The sequence below is a fragment of the Microbacterium maritypicum MF109 genome, assembly GCF_000455825.1.
Taxonomy (GTDB): domain Bacteria; phylum Actinomycetota; class Actinomycetes; order Actinomycetales; family Microbacteriaceae; genus Microbacterium; species Microbacterium maritypicum_A.
This window is the reverse complement of record NZ_ATAO01000112.1, coordinates 20,362-36,983: the sequence shown is the minus strand read 5'-3', so window position 1 is coordinate 36,983 and position 16,622 is coordinate 20,362. Positions and strand designations below refer to the sequence as shown.

At 68.6% G+C, this 16,622-nt stretch carries 16 protein-coding genes; 5 read left to right on the top strand and 11 right to left on the bottom strand.

Going from position 1 to position 16,622, the window contains the following annotated elements; genetic code table 11:
• Position 1: 1 nt before the first annotated feature.
• Entirely contained in the window at positions 2-1,006 is a 1,005-nt protein-coding gene (locus tag L687_RS27455; RefSeq protein WP_017828176.1) for an ABC transporter permease, read from the bottom strand.
• An 88-nt stretch (positions 1,007-1,094) separates the two neighbouring features.
• The gene (locus tag L687_RS27450; RefSeq protein ID WP_021199007.1) at positions 1,095-2,768 is read right to left on the bottom strand and encodes an ABC transporter substrate-binding protein; all 1,674 of its coding nucleotides are present in this window, start codon (positions 2,766-2,768) and stop codon (positions 1,095-1,097) included.
• Between the two features lie 163 nt (positions 2,769-2,931).
• On the opposite strand from L687_RS27450, the gene L687_RS27445 reads away from it, so the two are divergent.
• On the top strand, positions 2,932-3,852 hold the full coding sequence (locus L687_RS27445; protein WP_021199006.1) for a sugar kinase: 921 nt from the start codon (positions 2,932-2,934) through the stop codon (positions 3,850-3,852).
• A 102-nt stretch (positions 3,853-3,954) separates the two neighbouring features.
• On the opposite strand, the gene L687_RS27440 is transcribed toward L687_RS27445, so the two are convergent.
• The 5 genes from L687_RS27440 to L687_RS27420 are packed head-to-tail and all read right to left on the bottom strand — an operon-like array spanning position 3,955 to position 9,454.
• Positions 3,955-4,821, bottom strand: a complete 867-nt coding sequence (locus L687_RS27440; protein ID WP_021199005.1) for a MurR/RpiR family transcriptional regulator — start codon at positions 4,819-4,821, stop codon at positions 3,955-3,957.
• Between the two features lie 15 nt (positions 4,822-4,836).
• Positions 4,837-6,348 carry a glycoside hydrolase family 3 N-terminal domain-containing protein gene (locus L687_RS27435; RefSeq protein WP_021199004.1) on the bottom strand — a complete coding sequence of 504 codons (1,512 nt, stop codon included), beginning with the start codon at positions 6,346-6,348 and terminating at the stop codon, positions 4,837-4,839.
• Positions 6,345-7,178, bottom strand: a complete 834-nt coding sequence (locus L687_RS27430) for a carbohydrate ABC transporter permease (protein ID WP_017828171.1) — start codon at positions 7,176-7,178, stop codon at positions 6,345-6,347. Before L687_RS27430 ends, L687_RS27435 begins: the two co-directional genes overlap by 4 nt.
• Complete coding sequence (locus L687_RS27425) at positions 7,175-8,149, bottom strand: carbohydrate ABC transporter permease (RefSeq protein ID WP_021199003.1); 975 nt, start codon at positions 8,147-8,149, stop codon at positions 7,175-7,177. The genes L687_RS27430 and L687_RS27425 overlap by 4 nt, the downstream gene beginning before the upstream one ends.
• A 15-nt stretch (positions 8,150-8,164) precedes the next feature.
• The gene (locus tag L687_RS27420; protein WP_021199002.1) at positions 8,165-9,454 is read right to left on the bottom strand and encodes a sugar ABC transporter substrate-binding protein; all 1,290 of its coding nucleotides are present in this window, start codon (positions 9,452-9,454) and stop codon (positions 8,165-8,167) included.
• 150 nt (positions 9,455-9,604) lie between these two features.
• On the opposite strand from L687_RS27420, the gene L687_RS27415 reads away from it, so the two are divergent.
• The 4 genes from L687_RS27415 (at position 9,605) to L687_RS27400 (ending at position 13,002) form a co-directional block, all read left to right on the top strand.
• Positions 9,605-10,891 (top strand): LCP family protein, encoded by a 1,287-nt coding sequence (locus L687_RS27415; RefSeq protein ID WP_021199001.1) that lies wholly within the window; start codon positions 9,605-9,607, stop codon positions 10,889-10,891.
• A 30-nt stretch (positions 10,892-10,921) separates the two neighbouring features.
• The gene (locus tag L687_RS27410) at positions 10,922-11,782 is read left to right on the top strand and encodes a spermidine synthase (RefSeq protein WP_021199000.1); all 861 of its coding nucleotides are present in this window, start codon (positions 10,922-10,924) and stop codon (positions 11,780-11,782) included.
• 157 nt (positions 11,783-11,939) lie between these two features.
• Positions 11,940-12,467 (top strand): hypothetical protein, encoded by a 528-nt coding sequence (locus L687_RS27405; protein WP_021198999.1) that lies wholly within the window; start codon positions 11,940-11,942, stop codon positions 12,465-12,467.
• A 46-nt stretch (positions 12,468-12,513) separates the two neighbouring features.
• Positions 12,514-13,002 (top strand): SprT-like domain-containing protein, encoded by a 489-nt coding sequence (locus tag L687_RS27400; protein WP_021198998.1) that lies wholly within the window; start codon positions 12,514-12,516, stop codon positions 13,000-13,002.
• Positions 13,003-13,009: 7 nt separating this feature from the next.
• Here the strand turns inward: L687_RS27400 and L687_RS27395 are convergent, their stop codons facing one another.
• The 4 genes from L687_RS27395 to L687_RS27380 form a co-directional block, all read right to left on the bottom strand.
• Entirely contained in the window at positions 13,010-13,495 is a 486-nt protein-coding gene (locus L687_RS27395) for a DUF3054 domain-containing protein (protein WP_021198997.1), read from the bottom strand.
• Positions 13,496-13,633: 138 nt separating this feature from the next.
• Positions 13,634-14,293 (bottom strand): 2-phosphosulfolactate phosphatase, encoded by a 660-nt coding sequence (locus tag L687_RS27390; RefSeq protein WP_021198996.1) that lies wholly within the window; start codon positions 14,291-14,293, stop codon positions 13,634-13,636.
• An 18-nt stretch (positions 14,294-14,311) separates the two neighbouring features.
• Positions 14,312-15,772 (bottom strand): ABC transporter permease, encoded by a 1,461-nt coding sequence (locus L687_RS27385; RefSeq protein ID WP_021198995.1) that lies wholly within the window; start codon positions 15,770-15,772, stop codon positions 14,312-14,314.
• Positions 15,769-16,530 (bottom strand): ABC transporter ATP-binding protein, encoded by a 762-nt coding sequence (locus L687_RS27380; RefSeq protein WP_021198994.1) that lies wholly within the window; start codon positions 16,528-16,530, stop codon positions 15,769-15,771. Before L687_RS27380 ends, L687_RS27385 begins: the two co-directional genes overlap by 4 nt.
• Positions 16,531-16,622 lie beyond the last annotated feature (92 nt).

Genomic DNA, 16,622 nt, shown 5'->3' with positions numbered 1-16,622 from the left:
ATCACTGCACCCTCACTCTCGGGTCGATGAAGCTGTAGGAGACATCGACCGCCAGGTTGATCAGCGCGTACGCGATCGCGATGAAGATGATGAAACCCTGGAGGACCGGGAAGTCCCTGGTGAAGATCGCTCTCGCCAGGAACGAGCCGATTCCGGGGAAGGCGAACACCGTCTCGGTGAGCACCGCCCCCGAGATCAGGAGCCCGGTCTGCAGGCCGATCGTGGTGATCACCGGGAGCATGGCGTTGCGCAGGATGAAGCGGTTCCGCAACGTCGGCGATCCGACACCCTTCGCGCGGCCGGTGCGCACGTAGTCGGCGTTCTGCACTTCCAGGACGCTGGCCCTGGTGATGCGGACGATGATCGCGAGCGGGATGGTGCCGAGCGCGAGCGCCGGGAGGATCAGGTGCAGGATCGCATCCCATGCGGCATCGAACTCGCCGGTGATGATGCCGTCCCACACATAGAACCCGGTGGGATGGGTCGCGTCTATTCGTGGATTCTGGCGCCCGTCCGACGGCAGCCATCCCAATTGCACCGCGAAGACGTACTTCAGGATGAACGCGAGGAAGAACACCGGGATGGTGATGCCGATCAGGCTCAGCACCACCGACGCGTGGTCGGTGAACTTCCCGTGGCGGCGGGCGGCCCAGTACCCCAGCGGGATGCCGATGCCCACCGCGAAGATGAGCGCCATGACGCTCAGCTCCAGCGTCGCGGGGAACCGGCGGAGGAACTCCTCCGTCACCGGTCGGTTGGTCTGGATGGAGGTGCCGAAGTCTCCCTGCAGGAGGCGTCCGATCCAGATGAAGTACTGCTCGATGAGGGGCTTGTCGAAGCCGTAGAGCTCGTTGACTCTCGCGACGGCCTCGGGTGTGGCCTTCTCGCCGAGCAGGGCGACCGCGGGGCCGCCGGGGAGGGCCCTGACCCAGGCGAACAGCAGGATGCTGAGCCCGAACAGGGTGGGGATGAGGAACAGCAGTCGCCTGCCGATGGTGCGCAGCACGAAGATCTCCGTCGATCAGAAGGTACGCCGTTCCCCCGGTCCCGCTGAATGCGCGGGACCGGGAGAGCGTCGTATCAGGTGGTCAGGCCTACTTGGTGAGGACGATGTCCGTGAAGACCTCGTCGTTCACCGGGCTGGCGGGATAGCTCTTCACGCGCGGGTCGAACGCCAGGGTCGGCGCCGGGTGCGCGAGCGGGACGCCCGGGATGAACTGGGCGACCATCTCGTTGATCTCCTCGTAGAGCGCCGTCTGGTCCTCGAGGTTGGAGACGCCGCGCGCCTCGTTCAACTTCTGGAACAGCTCGGGGTTGTCGAAGCCCCACTCGGAGCTCTGCTGGCCGAAGAAGACGCCGACGAAGTTGTCGGTGTCGTTGTAGTCGCCGGTCCAACCGAGCAGATGGATGCCGTGGTCCGAGGTGCCGGTGGTGCGGTCGAGGTACTCGACCCACTCCTCCGAGACCGGGGTGGTCTCGACGCCGACCTCGGAGAGCTGGGACGACAGCACCGTGAAGATCTGCTCGGGGTCCGGCATGTAGGGACGCGAGACGTTGACCGGGTAGTTGAAGGTGAGCTTCAACGGGTTCGCCTCGGTGTAGCCCGCCTCGGCCAGCAGCGACTTCGCCTTCTCGGGGTCGTAGTCGTAGGTCGTGACATCGGGGTTGTAGCCGTTGACGACCTCGGGCACGAACTCGATCGCCTTCTGCGTGCCCTCCGGCAGCACCTGGCTGATCAGCGCATCCTTGTCGACCGCGTACGAGAGGGCCTCACGGACCTTCGGGTCCTGCAGCTCCGGGACCGCCTGGTTGAAGGCGAGGTAGAGGATCGTGAACGGCGGACGCGACACCATGGTGAAGCCGTCGTCCTCGAGCGCCTTGGTATCAGCGGGGCCGACCAGGTCGTAGCCGTCGATCGATCCGGACTCGAGCGCCTGGCGGCGAGCGGTCGGGTCGTCGATCGTGCGGAAGATGATCTCGTCGACCTGTCCCTTGTCTCCCCAGTACCCGTCATAGGACTTGAGCGTGACCTGCTCGCCCGGTGCCCATTCCTCGAAGGCGTAGGGCCCGGTGCCGACGGGGTGACCCATCGCATACTCGGAGAGCTGCGGGGCCTCGGCGGAGCCGCTGACCTCATCCGCGCCGAACTCCTGCATCGCCGAGGGGCTCTGCATGGCGAAGGCCGGCAGCGAGAGCGAGGCGACGAAGCCGGCGAACGGCTTGTTCAGCTCGATCGTGACCGAGTTCTCGCCGTCGGGGGTGCAGGACTTGTACACGGCATCCGCCGCGTTCGAGGCGTACCCCTTGAAGAGCTTGTTGTAGTAGTAGCCGAAGGCCTCGGACGCGGCGAGCCCTGTCCAGTTGAACCAGCGGTCGAAGTTCACGCAGACGGCCTCGGCGTTGAACGGCGTGCCGTCCTGGAACGTGACGTCTTTCTTCAGCTCGAAGGTATGGGACATGCCGTCCTCGGACGACTCCCACGACTCGGCGAGGAGCGGTGCCGGGTCGGCGGTACCGGGCTCGGTGCCGACGAGACCTTCGAAGATCTGACGCGAGACGCGGAAGCTCTCGCCGTCCTGCGCGAAGGCGGGGTCGAGACTCGCCGGGTCGGAGGAGGCGGCGAAGACGAACGTGCCGTCGACGTCGCCGGAACCTTCAGACCCTTCGTCACCACGCTCGCTGGCGACACAGCCCGCGAGGGCGAGCGCAGCGATCGTGGCTCCGGTTACGGCGATGAGTCCTCGCCGACGCTTGACTGATTGGTGCATTGTGTGACCTTCCCTGTCGGGCGCTTCGTTGCGCGTCCCGAGGCTTCTTCGCCTCGGGGACGGTGATGACTCGACGGTACCCAGCAGATCCTCAGATGCCAAACGCATCCATGTTGCAATCCGATATCGGCGCAGCCCGCACCGATCCGGTAGTGTCCAGATCGTGCCAGACACCACCCCGCTCGCCGTCTGCTTCGGCGAGGGCATGGTCGCCCTCGTCGCCGCCACCGCCGGTCCGCTCGAGGACTGCCGGACCTTCCACCGCTCCCTCGCGGGCGCCGAGTGGAACACCGCGATCGCCCTGGCCTCGGCGGGCATTCGCACCTCGGTCCTCTCCCGTGTGGGCGACGACGGATTCGGACGCTTCCTCCTCGCCGAGTTGCACGCCCATGACGTCGACGCCTCCGCGGTCGAAGTCGACGGCGACGCGCCCACCGGCCTCTACGTGAAAGAACTCTCGGCCCGTGACGACGGAGCGGTCGACGGCACCATGCACTATTACCGTGCCGGCTCCGCCGCCGCAGCCCTCTCACCGCAGACGCTGACCACACCGGCGGCATCCGCCCTCCTCGCCGATGCCGCACTCGTGCATACCTCGGGCATCACGCCGGCGCTCTCTGCCTCGGCGCTCGCGGCCCAGGAGGCCCTGTTCGCGGATCGACGATCCGACCGGCTGCTCAGCTTCGACCTGAACTGGCGACCGGCGCTCTGGCGCGGCCGCGAGGCGGAGGGCAGGAGGATCGTCTCCGACTTCGCACGCCGGGCCGACGTCGTGTTCTGCACCAGGCCCGACGCGGAAGCCGTGTTCGGGACGAGCGATCCGCAGCAGCTGCGAGCACTCTTCCCTGAGCCGCGGTATCTGCTCGTCACCGATTCGAGCGGGGCCGTGGCGTTCGACCGCACGGAGACCGCCGAGAGCGACGCGCTGGACGCACCCGTGGTGGAGACCATCGGGGCCGGAGATGCCTTCGCGGCCGGCTTCCTCGCCGGGATCCTCACCGGCCTGTCGCTGGCGGGGAGCGTCGCCCGAGGGCACCGCATCGCGACGCGTGCCCTGGTGAGCACGCGCGATCACGTGGACTGAGGCGCGTCGCCGCGGACGGAGAGATCCCCGCGGGGAGGAACAGCTACGCCCACAACTCCGCCTCACGCAGCGGCCTCCGCCCGACGAGGCGGATACCGATCATCAGGTGCGGCGTCGTGTGGGAACGGCGTCGTGGGTCCGCTGAAGCGAGACCGCAACCGGTTCGCCGCGGTGCTGCACGACACGCACGAACAGCACGTCGACGAGCGCGAGCTGAGCGATGCGGCTCGACATCGCGGCCATCCGGAACGGCGATTCGTGCGCGTGCGTGAGCAGCACGACATCGGCTGCGAGCGCCAGCGGCGAGTCCGGTGCGCTGGTGACCGCCACGGTGAGGGCTCCGGCATCGCGCGCGACTTCGAGGGCACGCAGCGTCTCCGCGGTCTCTCCGCCGTGGGAGAACGCGATCGCCACATCGTCGGCAGTCCGCAGCGAAGCCGTCGTGACCGCGAGATGCGGGTCCGCCGAGTGCGACACGGAGCATCCGATACGTGACAGCTTCAATTGCAGGTCCTGCGCCGTCAGCGACGACGCCGCCTGACCGAAGAGGTCGATGTGCCGCGCGTCGACCACGGCGCGGGCGACCCGATCGAGGGCGAGGGGGTCGAGCGCCAGGGCGGTCTTCTCGATGGCGTCGATCTCCTGCGCAGCGAGCTTGGCGGCGATCGCCGCTGGACCGTCGTCGGGATCGATCGCCGTGGTGTCCAGACCGAACCGGGCCTGCTGCGCCTGTTCCAGGGTGACCGCGCGGGCGACTGCGACCCTGAGCTCCCGGTACCCGCTGTATCCGAGCGCCTGGGCGTACCGGGCGACCGTCGACAGCGACGTGCGGCAGAGCTGGGCGAGATCGTTGATCGCCAGGTCGACGACGAGTGTCGGGTCTCCCAGGATCGTCTCCGCGACGCGCGCTTCGGCGGCGCTCACCTTGGGAAGTGAGCGCCGCACCCGAGCGAGAACGTCGTCGTCCATGGAGGGAATCCCGTCTCAGCCGGCGCTGGTCATCCTCTGCTGCACCGGGAACCGCCCCAGGAGTGCTTCACGCGCCGTCTGCGCACCGAGCCTACTGGCTGCGGCGACCTCGATCGTCGGCAGCGGCAGCGGATTCGCCGTGGGGAGGCCGACGTTGACGACCACCGCACGAGGATCACGCACAGCGGCACGCTCGACGAGTGCACGCTGCGCGGCGTCCGTGTCGGGACGATCGATCAGCAGCACCGTCGTGCCTGCGGCTGCGGAGACCTCGTCGATCACGCGGTCCTGTTCGGAGACCGGGGCGGATGCCACGTCGAGGCGCACCCGCAGGCCATCTCCGGCCAGCGCACTCGCGACGTACGACCCCGCGCTGTCGACGGCGAGCGTCGAGCGTCGACGTGCGTCGATGACGGCGAGTTCGGACGTCGCCTGCGGGGCGTCGCCGGAGACGGTCACCACGCGGCGCACGATCTCCGCCGCGTCGAAGGGCTCGATCGGCTCGTGCGTCTGCTCCGCAGCGACGCGGAGCCTGGCGGCGAGGGATGCGACCCTGGCTGCCGCCTCCTCGACACGCGCCCGCGAGAGCGAACCGTCGCGCAGCGCGGCGACGATCCCGTCTCTGGCGGCGCGGAAGTCCTGCTCGTCCTGGTCGGGAAGAGCGGCATCGCCCGGATTCGTCGGGTTGCCGATGCAGAGGAGGTCTGCGCCGGCAGCGAGCGCCTGGGCTGCTCCCCCGCCGAGTCCGACCGTCTCACGAATCGCGGCCATGTCGAGGGCGTCCGTGATGATGACGCCGTCGTAGCCCCAGTCGCGCAGCATGCCGAGCACGCGCGGGTTGAGGGTGGCGGGCTGCTCGCCCCACGCCGGAACCACGATGTGCGCGGTCATGACCGCGTCGACGCCGGCATCGACCGCAGCGCGGAACGGTTCGAGGTGCACCCGTTCGAACTCGTCGAGATCCAGAGTGATCTCGGGGAGCGCGTGGTGCGAGTCCATGTGGGTGTCGCCGTGGCCCGGGAAATGCTTGACGCAGGCGGCCACCGCCCCGTCCTGGATGCCGTCGATCGTCGCCACCACGTGCCGTGAGACGAGCGCCTCGTCAGCGCCGAAGGCCCGCACGCCGATCACCGGGTTGCGAGGATCGGTGTTGACGTCGGCGACCGGACCGAGCACCACGTTGGCCCCGACGGCGCGCACCCGACGCGCGAGTTCGGCGCCGGTCTTCTCCGACGCGACGAGGTCGTCGAGCAGACCGAGCTGGGCGGCACCCGGAACCGTCGAGCCCGTGGCGGACTCGAGCCGGGTGACGCTGCCGCCCTCCTCGTCGATGCCGATCAGGGCGTCGGGGTTCGCGTCGAGGATCGCGGCGCTGAGGGCGGGAAGACCCGCGCCGACGTTCTGACCGAAGTACACGACCCCGGCCAGTCCGTCGCGCAGCTCGTCGCGGAGCCACTCCGGGGCTTCCGTGCCGAAGAAGCCCGGCCACAGCACGCCGTTCGCGAGGCGTTCGAGGTCGTCGGTCATCCCTTCACCGCTCCCGCCACCATGCCGGAGGCGAGCTTGCGCTGCACCAGCACGAAGAAGATCATGACGGGCACGGTGATGATCGTCGACGCGGCCATGATGCTGCCCCAGTCGTTGGAGTGCAGGCCGAAGAACGACTTCAGACCGATGGAGACCGTGTACTGGTCGGTCTGCGCGCCCAGGATGGTCATCGCGAAGATGAACTCGTTCCACGCGGTGATGAAGCTGAAGATGCTGGTCGCCACGAGGCCGGGCATCACCAGCGGCAGCAGCACCGATCGGAACATGCGCCACCAGCTCGCGCCGTCGATGTACGCGGCCTCCTCGAGCTCGACCGGGACGGCGGCGACGAAGCCGCGGAGCATCCAGATGCCGAACGCGAGCGACAGTGCGACGTACACGACCATCAGGCCGAGGATGCTGTTGAGCAGACCGAGGCTCTTCACCTGGAGGAAGAGCGGGATGACGAGCGCCTCGAGCGGCACCATCTGCACGATCAGGATCATCATCAGGATCGTGGTGCGGAACTTGAACTTGAAGCGCGCGACCGCGACCGCGGCGAGCAGGCACACGAGCGCGCTCACGAGGACCGTGACGAGCGCCACGATCGCCGAGTTGCGCAGGTAGGTGCCGAATCCGCCGTCGGTGAGCACGAAGGCGAAGTTGTCCCACGTGAACTCCTGCGGGAGCAGTGACTGGCCACCGCTGGACGCCTTGCCGTCGAATGCGCTGGAGACCATCCAGTAGACGGGGAACAGCGTGAAGATCAGGACGGCGGCGACCGCGATCCCGATTCCGATGCGGGAGCGGAGCCTCGGGCGCGGGTTCACAGCTCGTCCTCCTTCATGAGGGAGCGGATGTAGACGATCGTGATGCCGATCAGCACCAGCGTGAGCAGCACGGCGAGCGCCGCACCGAAGCCATAGCGGTTCTGGCCGAAGGACTCCACATACGACCAGACGCCGAGGTTGAGCACCTGACGGTTGCCACCCCCACCGCCGGGCATCAGGTACACCTGCGCGAAGACCTTGAAGTCCCAGATGGTCGACAGGATGATCACGACCGAGAAGACGGGCTTGAGCGTGGGGAAGATGATCTTCCAGAATCGACGCCAGGCGCCGGCACCGTCGAGAGCGGCGGCCTCGAGCATCTCCTTCGAGACACCGAGCAGGCCGGCCAGCACCGTGATGGCGACGAACGGGAAGCCGTGGTGCACCACGTTGAGGAGCACGATGGCGTAGAACGACCACTGGTTGGTGAACCAGTTCACCGGGTCGTCCATGAGACCGAGGTCACGCAGCACCGTGTTGAAGATGCCGCGGTCGGCGTCGAAGATGAAGGTCCAGACATAGGTTCCGGTCACGGCGGGCATCGCCCAGGCGACCATGATGCAGCTGGAGACGATGACGCGCCAGGTGGTGCCGAGGCGTGCGAGCAGGAGTGCGACGAGCGTGCCGACGGCGACCGTGACGAATACGGCCACGGCGGCGAACCCGACGGTGTTGGGCAGCACCACCGTCCAGAGGGTCGGGTTGGTGAGCGCCTCGACGTAGTTGTCGAGACCGATCCAGTTGTTCTCACCGGTGTTGATCTCGCGCAGACCGTAGTCCTGCAGCGAGTAGATGAACACCTGGACGAGCGGCCAGAGCATGAGCACCGCGAGGATGGCCAGCCCGGGCGCGAGAAGGAGCCAGGGGCGGGCCGCGACGATCGAGAGACCGCGTCGCTTCCGGCCGCCGGCCACGGAGGCGGAGGTGGACTCCGCCTTCGTGGCCGGCAGTGGCGCTTGCACCATCGACATGGAAGGGATGCTTCCTTACTTCTGGTTGAGGAGTTCGGTCATCTCGGCGGCGGCGTCCTTCGTCGCGGTCGCGACGTCCTTCTGTCCGCTGAGGATGGCCTGGATCATGGAGTTGGTCGTCTTCTTCGCCTGCACGGCGCCGAAGTTCGGGGTGACCGGAACGGATGCTCCGCCGTCGACCATCTGCTCGGCGAACGGTGCGACCAGCGGGTCGGTCGAGGCCAGTGCCTCTTCCATCGCGGACTGGACGCCCGGGAAGTAGCCGGTCTCGTTCGACCACTGCTCGGCGAACTCGCCGGTGGTCATGAGCTTGACGAACTCCCACGCCAGGTCGGCGTTCTTGGTCGTGTTGAAGACCGAGAGGTGCGATCCGCCGAGCACGGACGGAGCGATGCCACCGTCTTCGCCCGGGATGACGGCCGCGCCGATCTTGCCCTCGAGGTCGGGGTTCGCCTCGACGAGCGACTTCGGCGTCCACGAACCCGAGAGCATCATGGCGACGTTGCCCTGGGTGAACGCGTCACGGAGGTCGGTCTCCTTCCAGGTGGTCGCACCCGCGGAGGAGAAGCCGTGCTCGGTGGCCAGGCCGGTGTAGAACTCGATGCCGGCCTGCGACTCCGTGCTGTCCAGCTCGCTGGTCCAGGTCTTGCCGTCCTTCGTCGCGATCTCGCCGCCGGCGCCCCAGACCCAGGGGTAGACCTGGAATTCGGCGTCGCCCGGGACCGGGAAGGGGAGCATGTCGGGCTTGGCGGCCTTGATGGCGTCGCCCGCAGCCACGATGTCGTCCCACGTCTTCGGAGCCTCGAGTCCGAGCTCCTCGAACACGTCGGCGCGGTAGACGAGCGAGCGGACGCCCGCGTACCACGGCATGCCGTACAGCTCGCCGTCGTAGGTGCCGGCGACCTCGAGGCCCTCGACGAGGTCGTCGCGGAGGCCCTTCTCGGCATCGACGTACTCGTCGAGCGGCTCGAGCGCACCAGCGTCGGCGAACTCGGCGGTCCAGGTGGTGCCGGTCTCGGCGATGTCGGGGGTCGTGTCGCCGGCGATGGAGGTCACGAAGCGGTCGTGGGCGTCAGCCCACTGGATCTCCTCGATCTTGACCGTCGCGCCGGTCTCCTTCTCGAAGGCGTCGGACACCTTGTCGTAGAAGGCGGAGGCATCGGGGTTCGTGCCCTTCATGATCCAGACGGTGAGTTCCTGACCCTTGCCGTCGGTGGAGCCGGTGTCGCTGCCGCCGGCGCAACCGGCGAGGGCGAGCGTGGCCACGGCGCCGAGCGCCACGGCCGAGAGAATGCGCTTGTGCATTGCGGGGATCTCCTCTTTGAAAAGTCCTGGCAAGCATCGGGTACTCACCGGGGGTTAGGAAAAAGTATCCACGACTAACTAATTACCTGCAAGTTCCTCTCACAATCGTCATGCGGCCGTAACATCAGCTTCTCCCGGTAGGCTCCCCGGATGGTTCGCCGCACCCCTGACAAGGACCGTTCGACGGTCGCCCGCCACGCGACGCTCCCCTCCCGCCGGCCCGCCAGAGGAATCCTGAAGATCGCCGGCATCACCCTGGGCATCGTGCTCGTCTCCGCGATCGCGGTCGCTGCCTTCGTCGTGACCGACTACTTCAACCGCTTCAATGAGGGCGCCGTCACCCTGGAAGGGGCGCCCGAGGTCGAGCCGCCCTCGATCAGCGCGTACCCCGGCGAGTTCAGCATGCTCATCATCGGGACCGACGAGTGCGGTGAGGTGTCGACAGGGCTCCTCGCCGCGCGATGCTCGGAGGCCGACGGGGGGATCCTCAACGACGTGAACCTGCTCGTGCACGTGTCGGCCGAGCCCCGCAACGTCACGGTCGTCTCGCTCCCGCGCGACCTCATGATCCCCACACCCGAGTGCACCAGGGAAGACGGATCAGTCGCCTCGGAGACGAGCAAGTCGCAGATCAACTCGATCTATCAGAACGCCGGGATGTCGTGTGTGGCGAAGAGCGTCACCGAGCTCACCGGCATCGAGATCCCCTTCGCCGCGAAGATCGACTTCGACGGGGTGATGGAGGTCACCGACGCCATCGGCGGGGTCGAGGTGTGCATCGGCGGCGAGGGCATCCGCGACGAGCACACGTCGATCGACTGGGAGCCGGGACTGCGCACGGTCTCCGGCTACGAGGCACTGCAGTTCATCCGCACACGGCACGGCGTGGGTGACGAGAGCGACATGGCGCGCGTGTCGAACCAGCAGCAGTACATGTCGCGCCTGGTGAAGAAGATCATGAGCGACGAGGTGCTCTCCGACCCGGGGAAGGTGCTCGGGCTCGCTGACACGATCGTCGACAACATCGACCCCAGCGACGAGTTGGGCAACCCCGTCCGACTCGCACAGCTCGCCCTCTCGATCAAGGACGTGCCGTTCTCCGAATTCGTCTTCCTGCAGTATCCGGTGTTCGCCGATCCAGACGACTCCGACCGCGTCGTCCCGAACCGGGACGCCGCGGCCAGCATCTGGGACGCGTTGAAGGCCGGGCAGCCCGTGCAGCTCACCGGGGACGTCAGCAACAACGGAGGCGTCGAGCTCGTGGAGCCCGCGCCGGGAACCGCCCCCGAGGTTCCCGCGACCGACCCTCCGACCACCGACGCCCCGACCACCGACGCCCCGGCGACCGACGCCCCGGCGCCCCGTGCGACGCTCGACTCGGCCATCTCCGGCCAGACGGCGGAGCAGGAGACGTGCGCGAACGGCAAGCAGCGCTGAGCCGCATCGCCAGCGCGTAGGCTCGTGCCCATGGGCCGGACGAGATCGCGCGACACCGAGCATCCCCAGGTCCGGTTGGATCACGGCGGAATCGCCAGCATCATCCCGTCGGAGTTCACGAGCGGCTTCGAGCTGATCGTCGACGGCACGCCGCAGTCGCACGTCGATCTGGACGACCCGACGCACCTGCACTTCGAGTACATCGTGCGCATGGGGGCGGTGATCGACCAGCTGCCGCCCGGCCCGCTGACCGCCGTGCACCTCGGAGCCGGCGCCCTGACGATCCCGCGCTATATCGAGAGCACGCGTCCCGGTTCGCGCCAGCAGGTGATCGAGCTCGAGGCCCCGCTGGCTCAGCTGGTGCGGGAGCACCTTCCCCTGCCGAAGGGCGCGCCGATCCGGATCAGGATCGGCGATGCCCGCGAAGGCGTGGCGAAGCTGCCGAGCGGACTGCAGGCCAGCTGCGACCTCGTCGTCTCCGACGTGTACTCCGGAGCCCAGACGCCCGCCCACCTCACCAGCGTCGAGTTCTACCGTGAGCTCGCGGAGCTGCTCGCGCCCGGCGGCGTGCTCCTCGTCAACGTCGCCGACGGCCCCGGTCTCGCCTTCGCCCGCCGACAGGCCGCGACCATCGCAGACGTGCTCCCCGAGATCGGCATCCTCGCCGACACACAGGTGCTCAAGGGCCGGCGGTTCGGCAACCTCGTCGTCGCGGCCTCGGCCGCTCCCCTGCCGACGGAATGGCTGCCGCGCATCCTGGCCGCCGGTCCCCACCCCGCGAAGATCGCGCAGGGCGCCGAGGCGGACGCCTTCCTCCACGGGGCGCGGATCGTGACCGACGCCGACGCCATCGCCTCCCCGCGACCCGACGCCTCGCTCTTCCTGCGCTGAGCCACGAGCGTCTCCGGCGTCCGAGGAGAGGCACGATCGGTGACAGCAGCGCCGGGGCGCCGTGTGTCGCAGAGAGGATGCGGAGACCAGGGCGCGCCGCCCCGACGACCCCGTCACCGGAAGGCAGACTGGTGGGGGACGCTGCGGAAGGAGAGCAATGAGTTTGATCCGGGGATACGACCAGGACACCCTCCGCGAGAAGGTCGATCTCGATGAGTGCGAGGCACGACTCGCGGAGATCGATTCGCAGCGCAGTCTGCCCGCTCTGCTGGAGCGCGTGTGGCTGCTGAAAGTGCTCGACCGCCTCGACGAGGCGCTCGCGCTGGCCGATGAGACGGTGCGTCAGGCGCGCATGGCCGGCACCCGGAAGGACGTTCTGCGCGCCCGCGTGCTGCACGCCACGATCCTGCAGTATCGGGGCGCGCACGCCGCAGCCGAACAGGAGCTCTCGACCTGCGCGACCGAGGCGGAGGGGCAGCGCTGGCTGTCGATCGCCGCGTTCGCGTACCAGCACCACGGCAAGAACGCCTACGACGCAGGCGACTACGAGACCGCCAGGGAGAGCTTCAAGCAGTCGTTGTTCCTCCGGCGTGAGTCGGGTGCGGAAGACCGCGAGCTCGAGACGGCGCTCCTGGCCATCGAGGCTGTCGAGCGGCGCCGCCCGCCGCAGCTCATCGCGGGCTGAGTCTTCGTGCCACCGCGATGTCGGCGGCATGGCTTAGCCTGATCGCATGGCGGAACTCGACCGTGTGCGCGTCTGGGGCGAAGCACTGATCACGCTGCACCTCGACGACAGCTGGTCGTTCGGCTTCGACAACGCCAAGCGGCGGGCCGGGCAGTGCGACTACACGAAGAAGCGCATCACCGTGTCCCGCTATCTCGCCGCACGCTTCGAAGACGACGACATCCATCAGGTGCTGCTGCATGAGGTCGCGCACGCCCTCGCCGGTCACGCCGCTGCGCATGGTCCCGCGTGGAAGCGCGTCGCCCGTGATCTCGGCTACGTCGGGGGAACCACCCACCACGGTGAGACGGCCGAGGAGCTCGCTCCCTGGGTGGGCAGCTGCCCCGCAGGTCACGTCACCTACCGGCACCGCCGCCCGACGAGACCGACATCGTGCGCCCGGTGCTCGCGCACATTCGACTCCCGCCATCTCTTCGCCTGGACCCGACGGGAGATCTCGACCGACGTGCGCCTCGCCGCGCAGATGCCGCGCTGACCGCGGCTCAGCCCTTCGGCTCGTCGCGGCTCTCCGCATCGGTCGTCAGTGCTGCGCCGGGTTCGACGGCCGCGCCGGAATCGACCACTGCGCCGGAATCGACCGCCGCGCCGGATTCCACGGTCACATCGGCAGCGCTGCGCCGACGACGCAGCAGGGCTGCGATCGCGCGCCAACCGACCAGGAACGCCCCGAGCACGAGCGTCGCCACGATGATGAACGGCAGCTCCGCCGTGTCGCCGCTGAGCACACGGATGAGCATCCCACCCGCGACCGTGACGACCCACACCACTGCGCCCCATGGCAGCGACCAGGGACGACGGGGTCGGCCGGGCAGCAGCGCGGCGAGGAGATGGCCCACGAGCAGAGCGATCAGGAACGGCCATGCCGTGAGCAGGAAACCCGCAGGGTTCTCATCGTGGGACGCGCGACCGATCGCGGCGAAGATCAGCACGAGCACGACATCGACGACGACAGCGGGAAGGTACCTCATGCCACGACCCTACGTGCCCACGGCCGTGTCGGCGCCTGCCCCGCGGTGACCGGCGGAGATCTCCGTGTCGGGAGGATGTCCTGCGGCCGCGCGTCCGCCCGTCGGGGAGAAATCCTCCGAACGGGGTGGGCATGCGCATCAGTCGAAGCGGACGAACGATCCCTCGTGGAGCACCGGGACGACGTCGACCGCATCGAGGACGGCGGCATCCGCCACGGAGGTCGGAATCAGACCCGATGCTTCGATGCGGGCGGTCGCGACGACGCCGGCGGCGAGCTCACGGCCGGATCCGCTCGCACCGATCATGTGCCGCACCGCGCCGCGCAGGGCGTGGAAGCCCTCGGCGGCGACCGCGGCGTCCGGAGCCGTGTGATCGATACCCCGATCCGAGAGCGCCGAGACGATCGCACCGGCCCCGAGCTGATCCTCGACGGCGAACCGCAGCGCACCCGCCTCATCCAGCTCGCCGGCCGCGATCACCGCGACAGAGGTGCGTGCCTGCCGTCGCTCCTGGATGGTCTGCACGGCCCGTGCGACGGCCGCCGCGTTGCGGATGCCGCCGACGAGCACCGTCGCCTCGGAGGGAGCCGCAGCGACGACGGCCGCCCCGTTCCGCGACCACCCCTCCGCCTCCGCGAGCGCGACCGCAGAGCCGGACGCCGTGGCATCGATGACCGTGGAGGAGAACCGCAGCACATCGACGACCACGACGACGTCGGCATCGGCGAGGCGGGCGAGACCCGCGGTGCCCCAGTCGAGGCGGACCTGGTAGGTGGACTGATCGAACGGCGACGGCATCCGACAAGCCTAGAGGCGTCAGTCCGCCGCGAGCGCCTCGACCGGGGCCACCCTGGTCGCCAGTCGGGTGGGCGTCGCCGCCGCCACCAGCGTCAGCACCGCCGTCGCGACGACGATGATGGCGACGGGGATCCACGGGATCTGCGGAGCGATGAGTCCCGCGGGAACGAAGTCCGGCAGGGTCGGCACCGATCCGAGCAGCGACTGCGCGGCGATCCAGCCGTACACCACGCCCAGCACGAGTCCCGTCAGCGTCGCGGCGACCGTGATGTGGGTCGCCTCGAGCAGCACCATCCGTCGCACCTGGCGATTGGACAGCCCGATCGAGCGCAGCAGCCCCAGTTCGCGACGACGCTGCACCACGCCGATAGTGAGCAGGTTCACGAGCCCGACCGCCGCGATCACGGCCGAGACGGCGACCAGCACCATCATCACCGCCGCGAAAGCGTCCATCGGGGCGAAGAACGCCGCAGGAACCTCTCCGGTGGTCTGGCTCATCATCAGCCGCTTGGCCGACTCGAGGGCCACGGCGAACATCGTCACCAAGGTCACGCCCATGACCACGCCGATCGCCATCCTCGACGAGCGTTCCGGGTAGCGCAGCGCATTCTCGGCCGCGAGACGAGCCGTCGCGCTCGATCCGAACATCCGCCCCACCAGGCGCAGCACCGGCGGCATGAACAGAACGGATCCGAGCGCGAGCCCCGTGAAGGAGAGCACACCGCCGAAGAAGGCGACGACGACCCCGAGCGGCGTGACGAGACCGATCAGCACCCCGCCCACGAGGAGCGCGGCACCGGCGACGAGCAGCACCCAGGCGCCGATGTGCCGACCCGGCGTGCCGGAGACATCATCGTGCGTGCGCTCGACAGACCCGCCGAGCGCCTGCAGAGGCGTGACCGACAGCACACGGCGGGAACCCGCCCATGCCGCCGCCCAGGTCGTGAGGGCGACGCCGATCGCCGGCAGCGCCACGAACGGCTGCGCGAGGGAGAAGTCGGTCGGGGCGTTGGCGATCAGCTGCCCGCCGACCTGCACCCCGACGACCGCGAGCACGAGACCCGCGAGCATGCCGACCGCCGCGCCGAGAAGCCCGACGACGAGCCCCTGCTTCCCGACCTGAGCCCGCTGCGAGCGCGCGGTCGCCCCGATCAGACGCATGAGCGCGATCTGACGGGTGCGTCCGGCGATGATCGTCGAGAAGGTGTTCGCGGTGACGATCGCGGCGACGTACATCGCGACGACCGTCAGCAGTACCGACAGCAGTGCGACGACGAAGGCGAGCGTCCCGCTGTCGCCGATGAAGGGATCGGCCTGCAGCACGGCGCCGATGTAGGCCGTGATCTCGACCAGGAGCACTCCGAACGCGGCGGACAGCGCGGCGACCAGGACGCTCGCGCCCATCCCCCGGTCTCGCAGCCAGGCCAGTCGAGGACCGGTCGCGCGGGTCTCGGGGACGACCGTGGCGACGGCGGTCACGCTGCCACCTCGGCGGCGAGCATGTAGGCCGAGATCTCTTCTGCGGTCTGACGCGGGTGGTCGGCGACGATGCGCCCGTCACCGAGGTAGAGCACGCGGTCGGCATGACTCGCGGCGATCGCGTCGTGCGTGACCATCGCGATGGACTGGCCGTGCTCACGGCTCGCGGTGGCGAGCAGACGCAGCACCTCGCGTCCGGTCTTCGAGTCGAGGTTGCCCGTGGGCTCGTCCGCGAACACCAGATCCGGTGCCGTGGCCAGGGCTCGGGCGATCGCCACACGCTGCTGCTGCCCGCCGGACAGCTGATGCGGGCGGTGAGAGAGACGCGAGCCGAGCCCGAGCGTCTCGATCAGTCCGTCGATGCGCGCCCTCTCGATCGCGCTCGGACGACGACCGTCGAGCTCGAACGGCAGCATGATGTTGCCGAGAGCGTCGAGCGTCGGCACGAGGTTGAAGGCCTGGAAGATGAAGCCGACCCGTCGACGCCGGAGGATCGTCAGATCGATGTCGCCGAGACCTGTGATCTCGGTGTCACCGATCCAGGCCCGTCCCTCGGTGGGGCTGTCGAGCCCCGCCATGATGTGCATCAGGGTGGACTTGCCGGAGCCCGATGGCCCCATGATGGCGGTGAACTGTCCGCGGCGGATGCCGACGCTGACGTCGTCCAGCGCATGGACGGTGCCCTCACCGGAGCCGTAGGTCTTCTTCAGGTGCTGGACGCGGGCGGCGAGCCCCAGGTCGGTGGTCGTGATCTCCATGCATCCGACGCTATTTCCGCGGTACCTCGCCGGTCATCGCTCCCGGGGACCCTTCCGCATACATCGCAAGGATGATCCGCGGACTCCGCCCG

What these genes read in the sequence shown, in the direction of transcription:
- L687_RS27395 (WP_021198997.1), bottom strand. Translation starts at nt 13,495, where the DNA reads ATGAGGTACCTTCCCGCTGTCGTCGTCGATGTCGTGCTCGTGCTGATC.
- L687_RS27400 (WP_021198998.1), top strand. Translation starts at nt 12,514, where the DNA reads ATGGCGGAACTCGACCGTGTGCGCGTCTGGGGCGAAGCACTGATCACG.
- L687_RS27390 (WP_021198996.1), bottom strand. Translation starts at nt 14,293, where the DNA reads ATGCCGTCGCCGTTCGATCAGTCCACCTACCAGGTCCGCCTCGACTGG.
- L687_RS27435 (WP_021199004.1), bottom strand. Translation starts at nt 6,348, where the DNA reads ATGACCGACGACCTCGAACGCCTCGCGAACGGCGTGCTGTGGCCGGGC.
- L687_RS27420 (WP_021199002.1), bottom strand. Translation starts at nt 9,454, where the DNA reads ATGCACAAGCGCATTCTCTCGGCCGTGGCGCTCGGCGCCGTGGCCACG.
- L687_RS27425 (WP_021199003.1), bottom strand. Translation starts at nt 8,149, where the DNA reads ATGTCGATGGTGCAAGCGCCACTGCCGGCCACGAAGGCGGAGTCCACC.
- L687_RS27405 (WP_021198999.1), top strand. Translation starts at nt 11,940, where the DNA reads ATGAGTTTGATCCGGGGATACGACCAGGACACCCTCCGCGAGAAGGTC.
- L687_RS27380 (WP_021198994.1), bottom strand. Translation starts at nt 16,530, where the DNA reads ATGGAGATCACGACCACCGACCTGGGGCTCGCCGCCCGCGTCCAGCAC.
- L687_RS27415 (WP_021199001.1), top strand. Translation starts at nt 9,605, where the DNA reads ATGGTTCGCCGCACCCCTGACAAGGACCGTTCGACGGTCGCCCGCCAC.
- L687_RS27410 (WP_021199000.1), top strand. Translation starts at nt 10,922, where the DNA reads ATGGGCCGGACGAGATCGCGCGACACCGAGCATCCCCAGGTCCGGTTG.
- L687_RS27440 (WP_021199005.1), bottom strand. Translation starts at nt 4,821, where the DNA reads ATGGACGACGACGTTCTCGCTCGGGTGCGGCGCTCACTTCCCAAGGTG.
- L687_RS27450 (WP_021199007.1), bottom strand. Translation starts at nt 2,768, where the DNA reads ATGCACCAATCAGTCAAGCGTCGGCGAGGACTCATCGCCGTAACCGGA.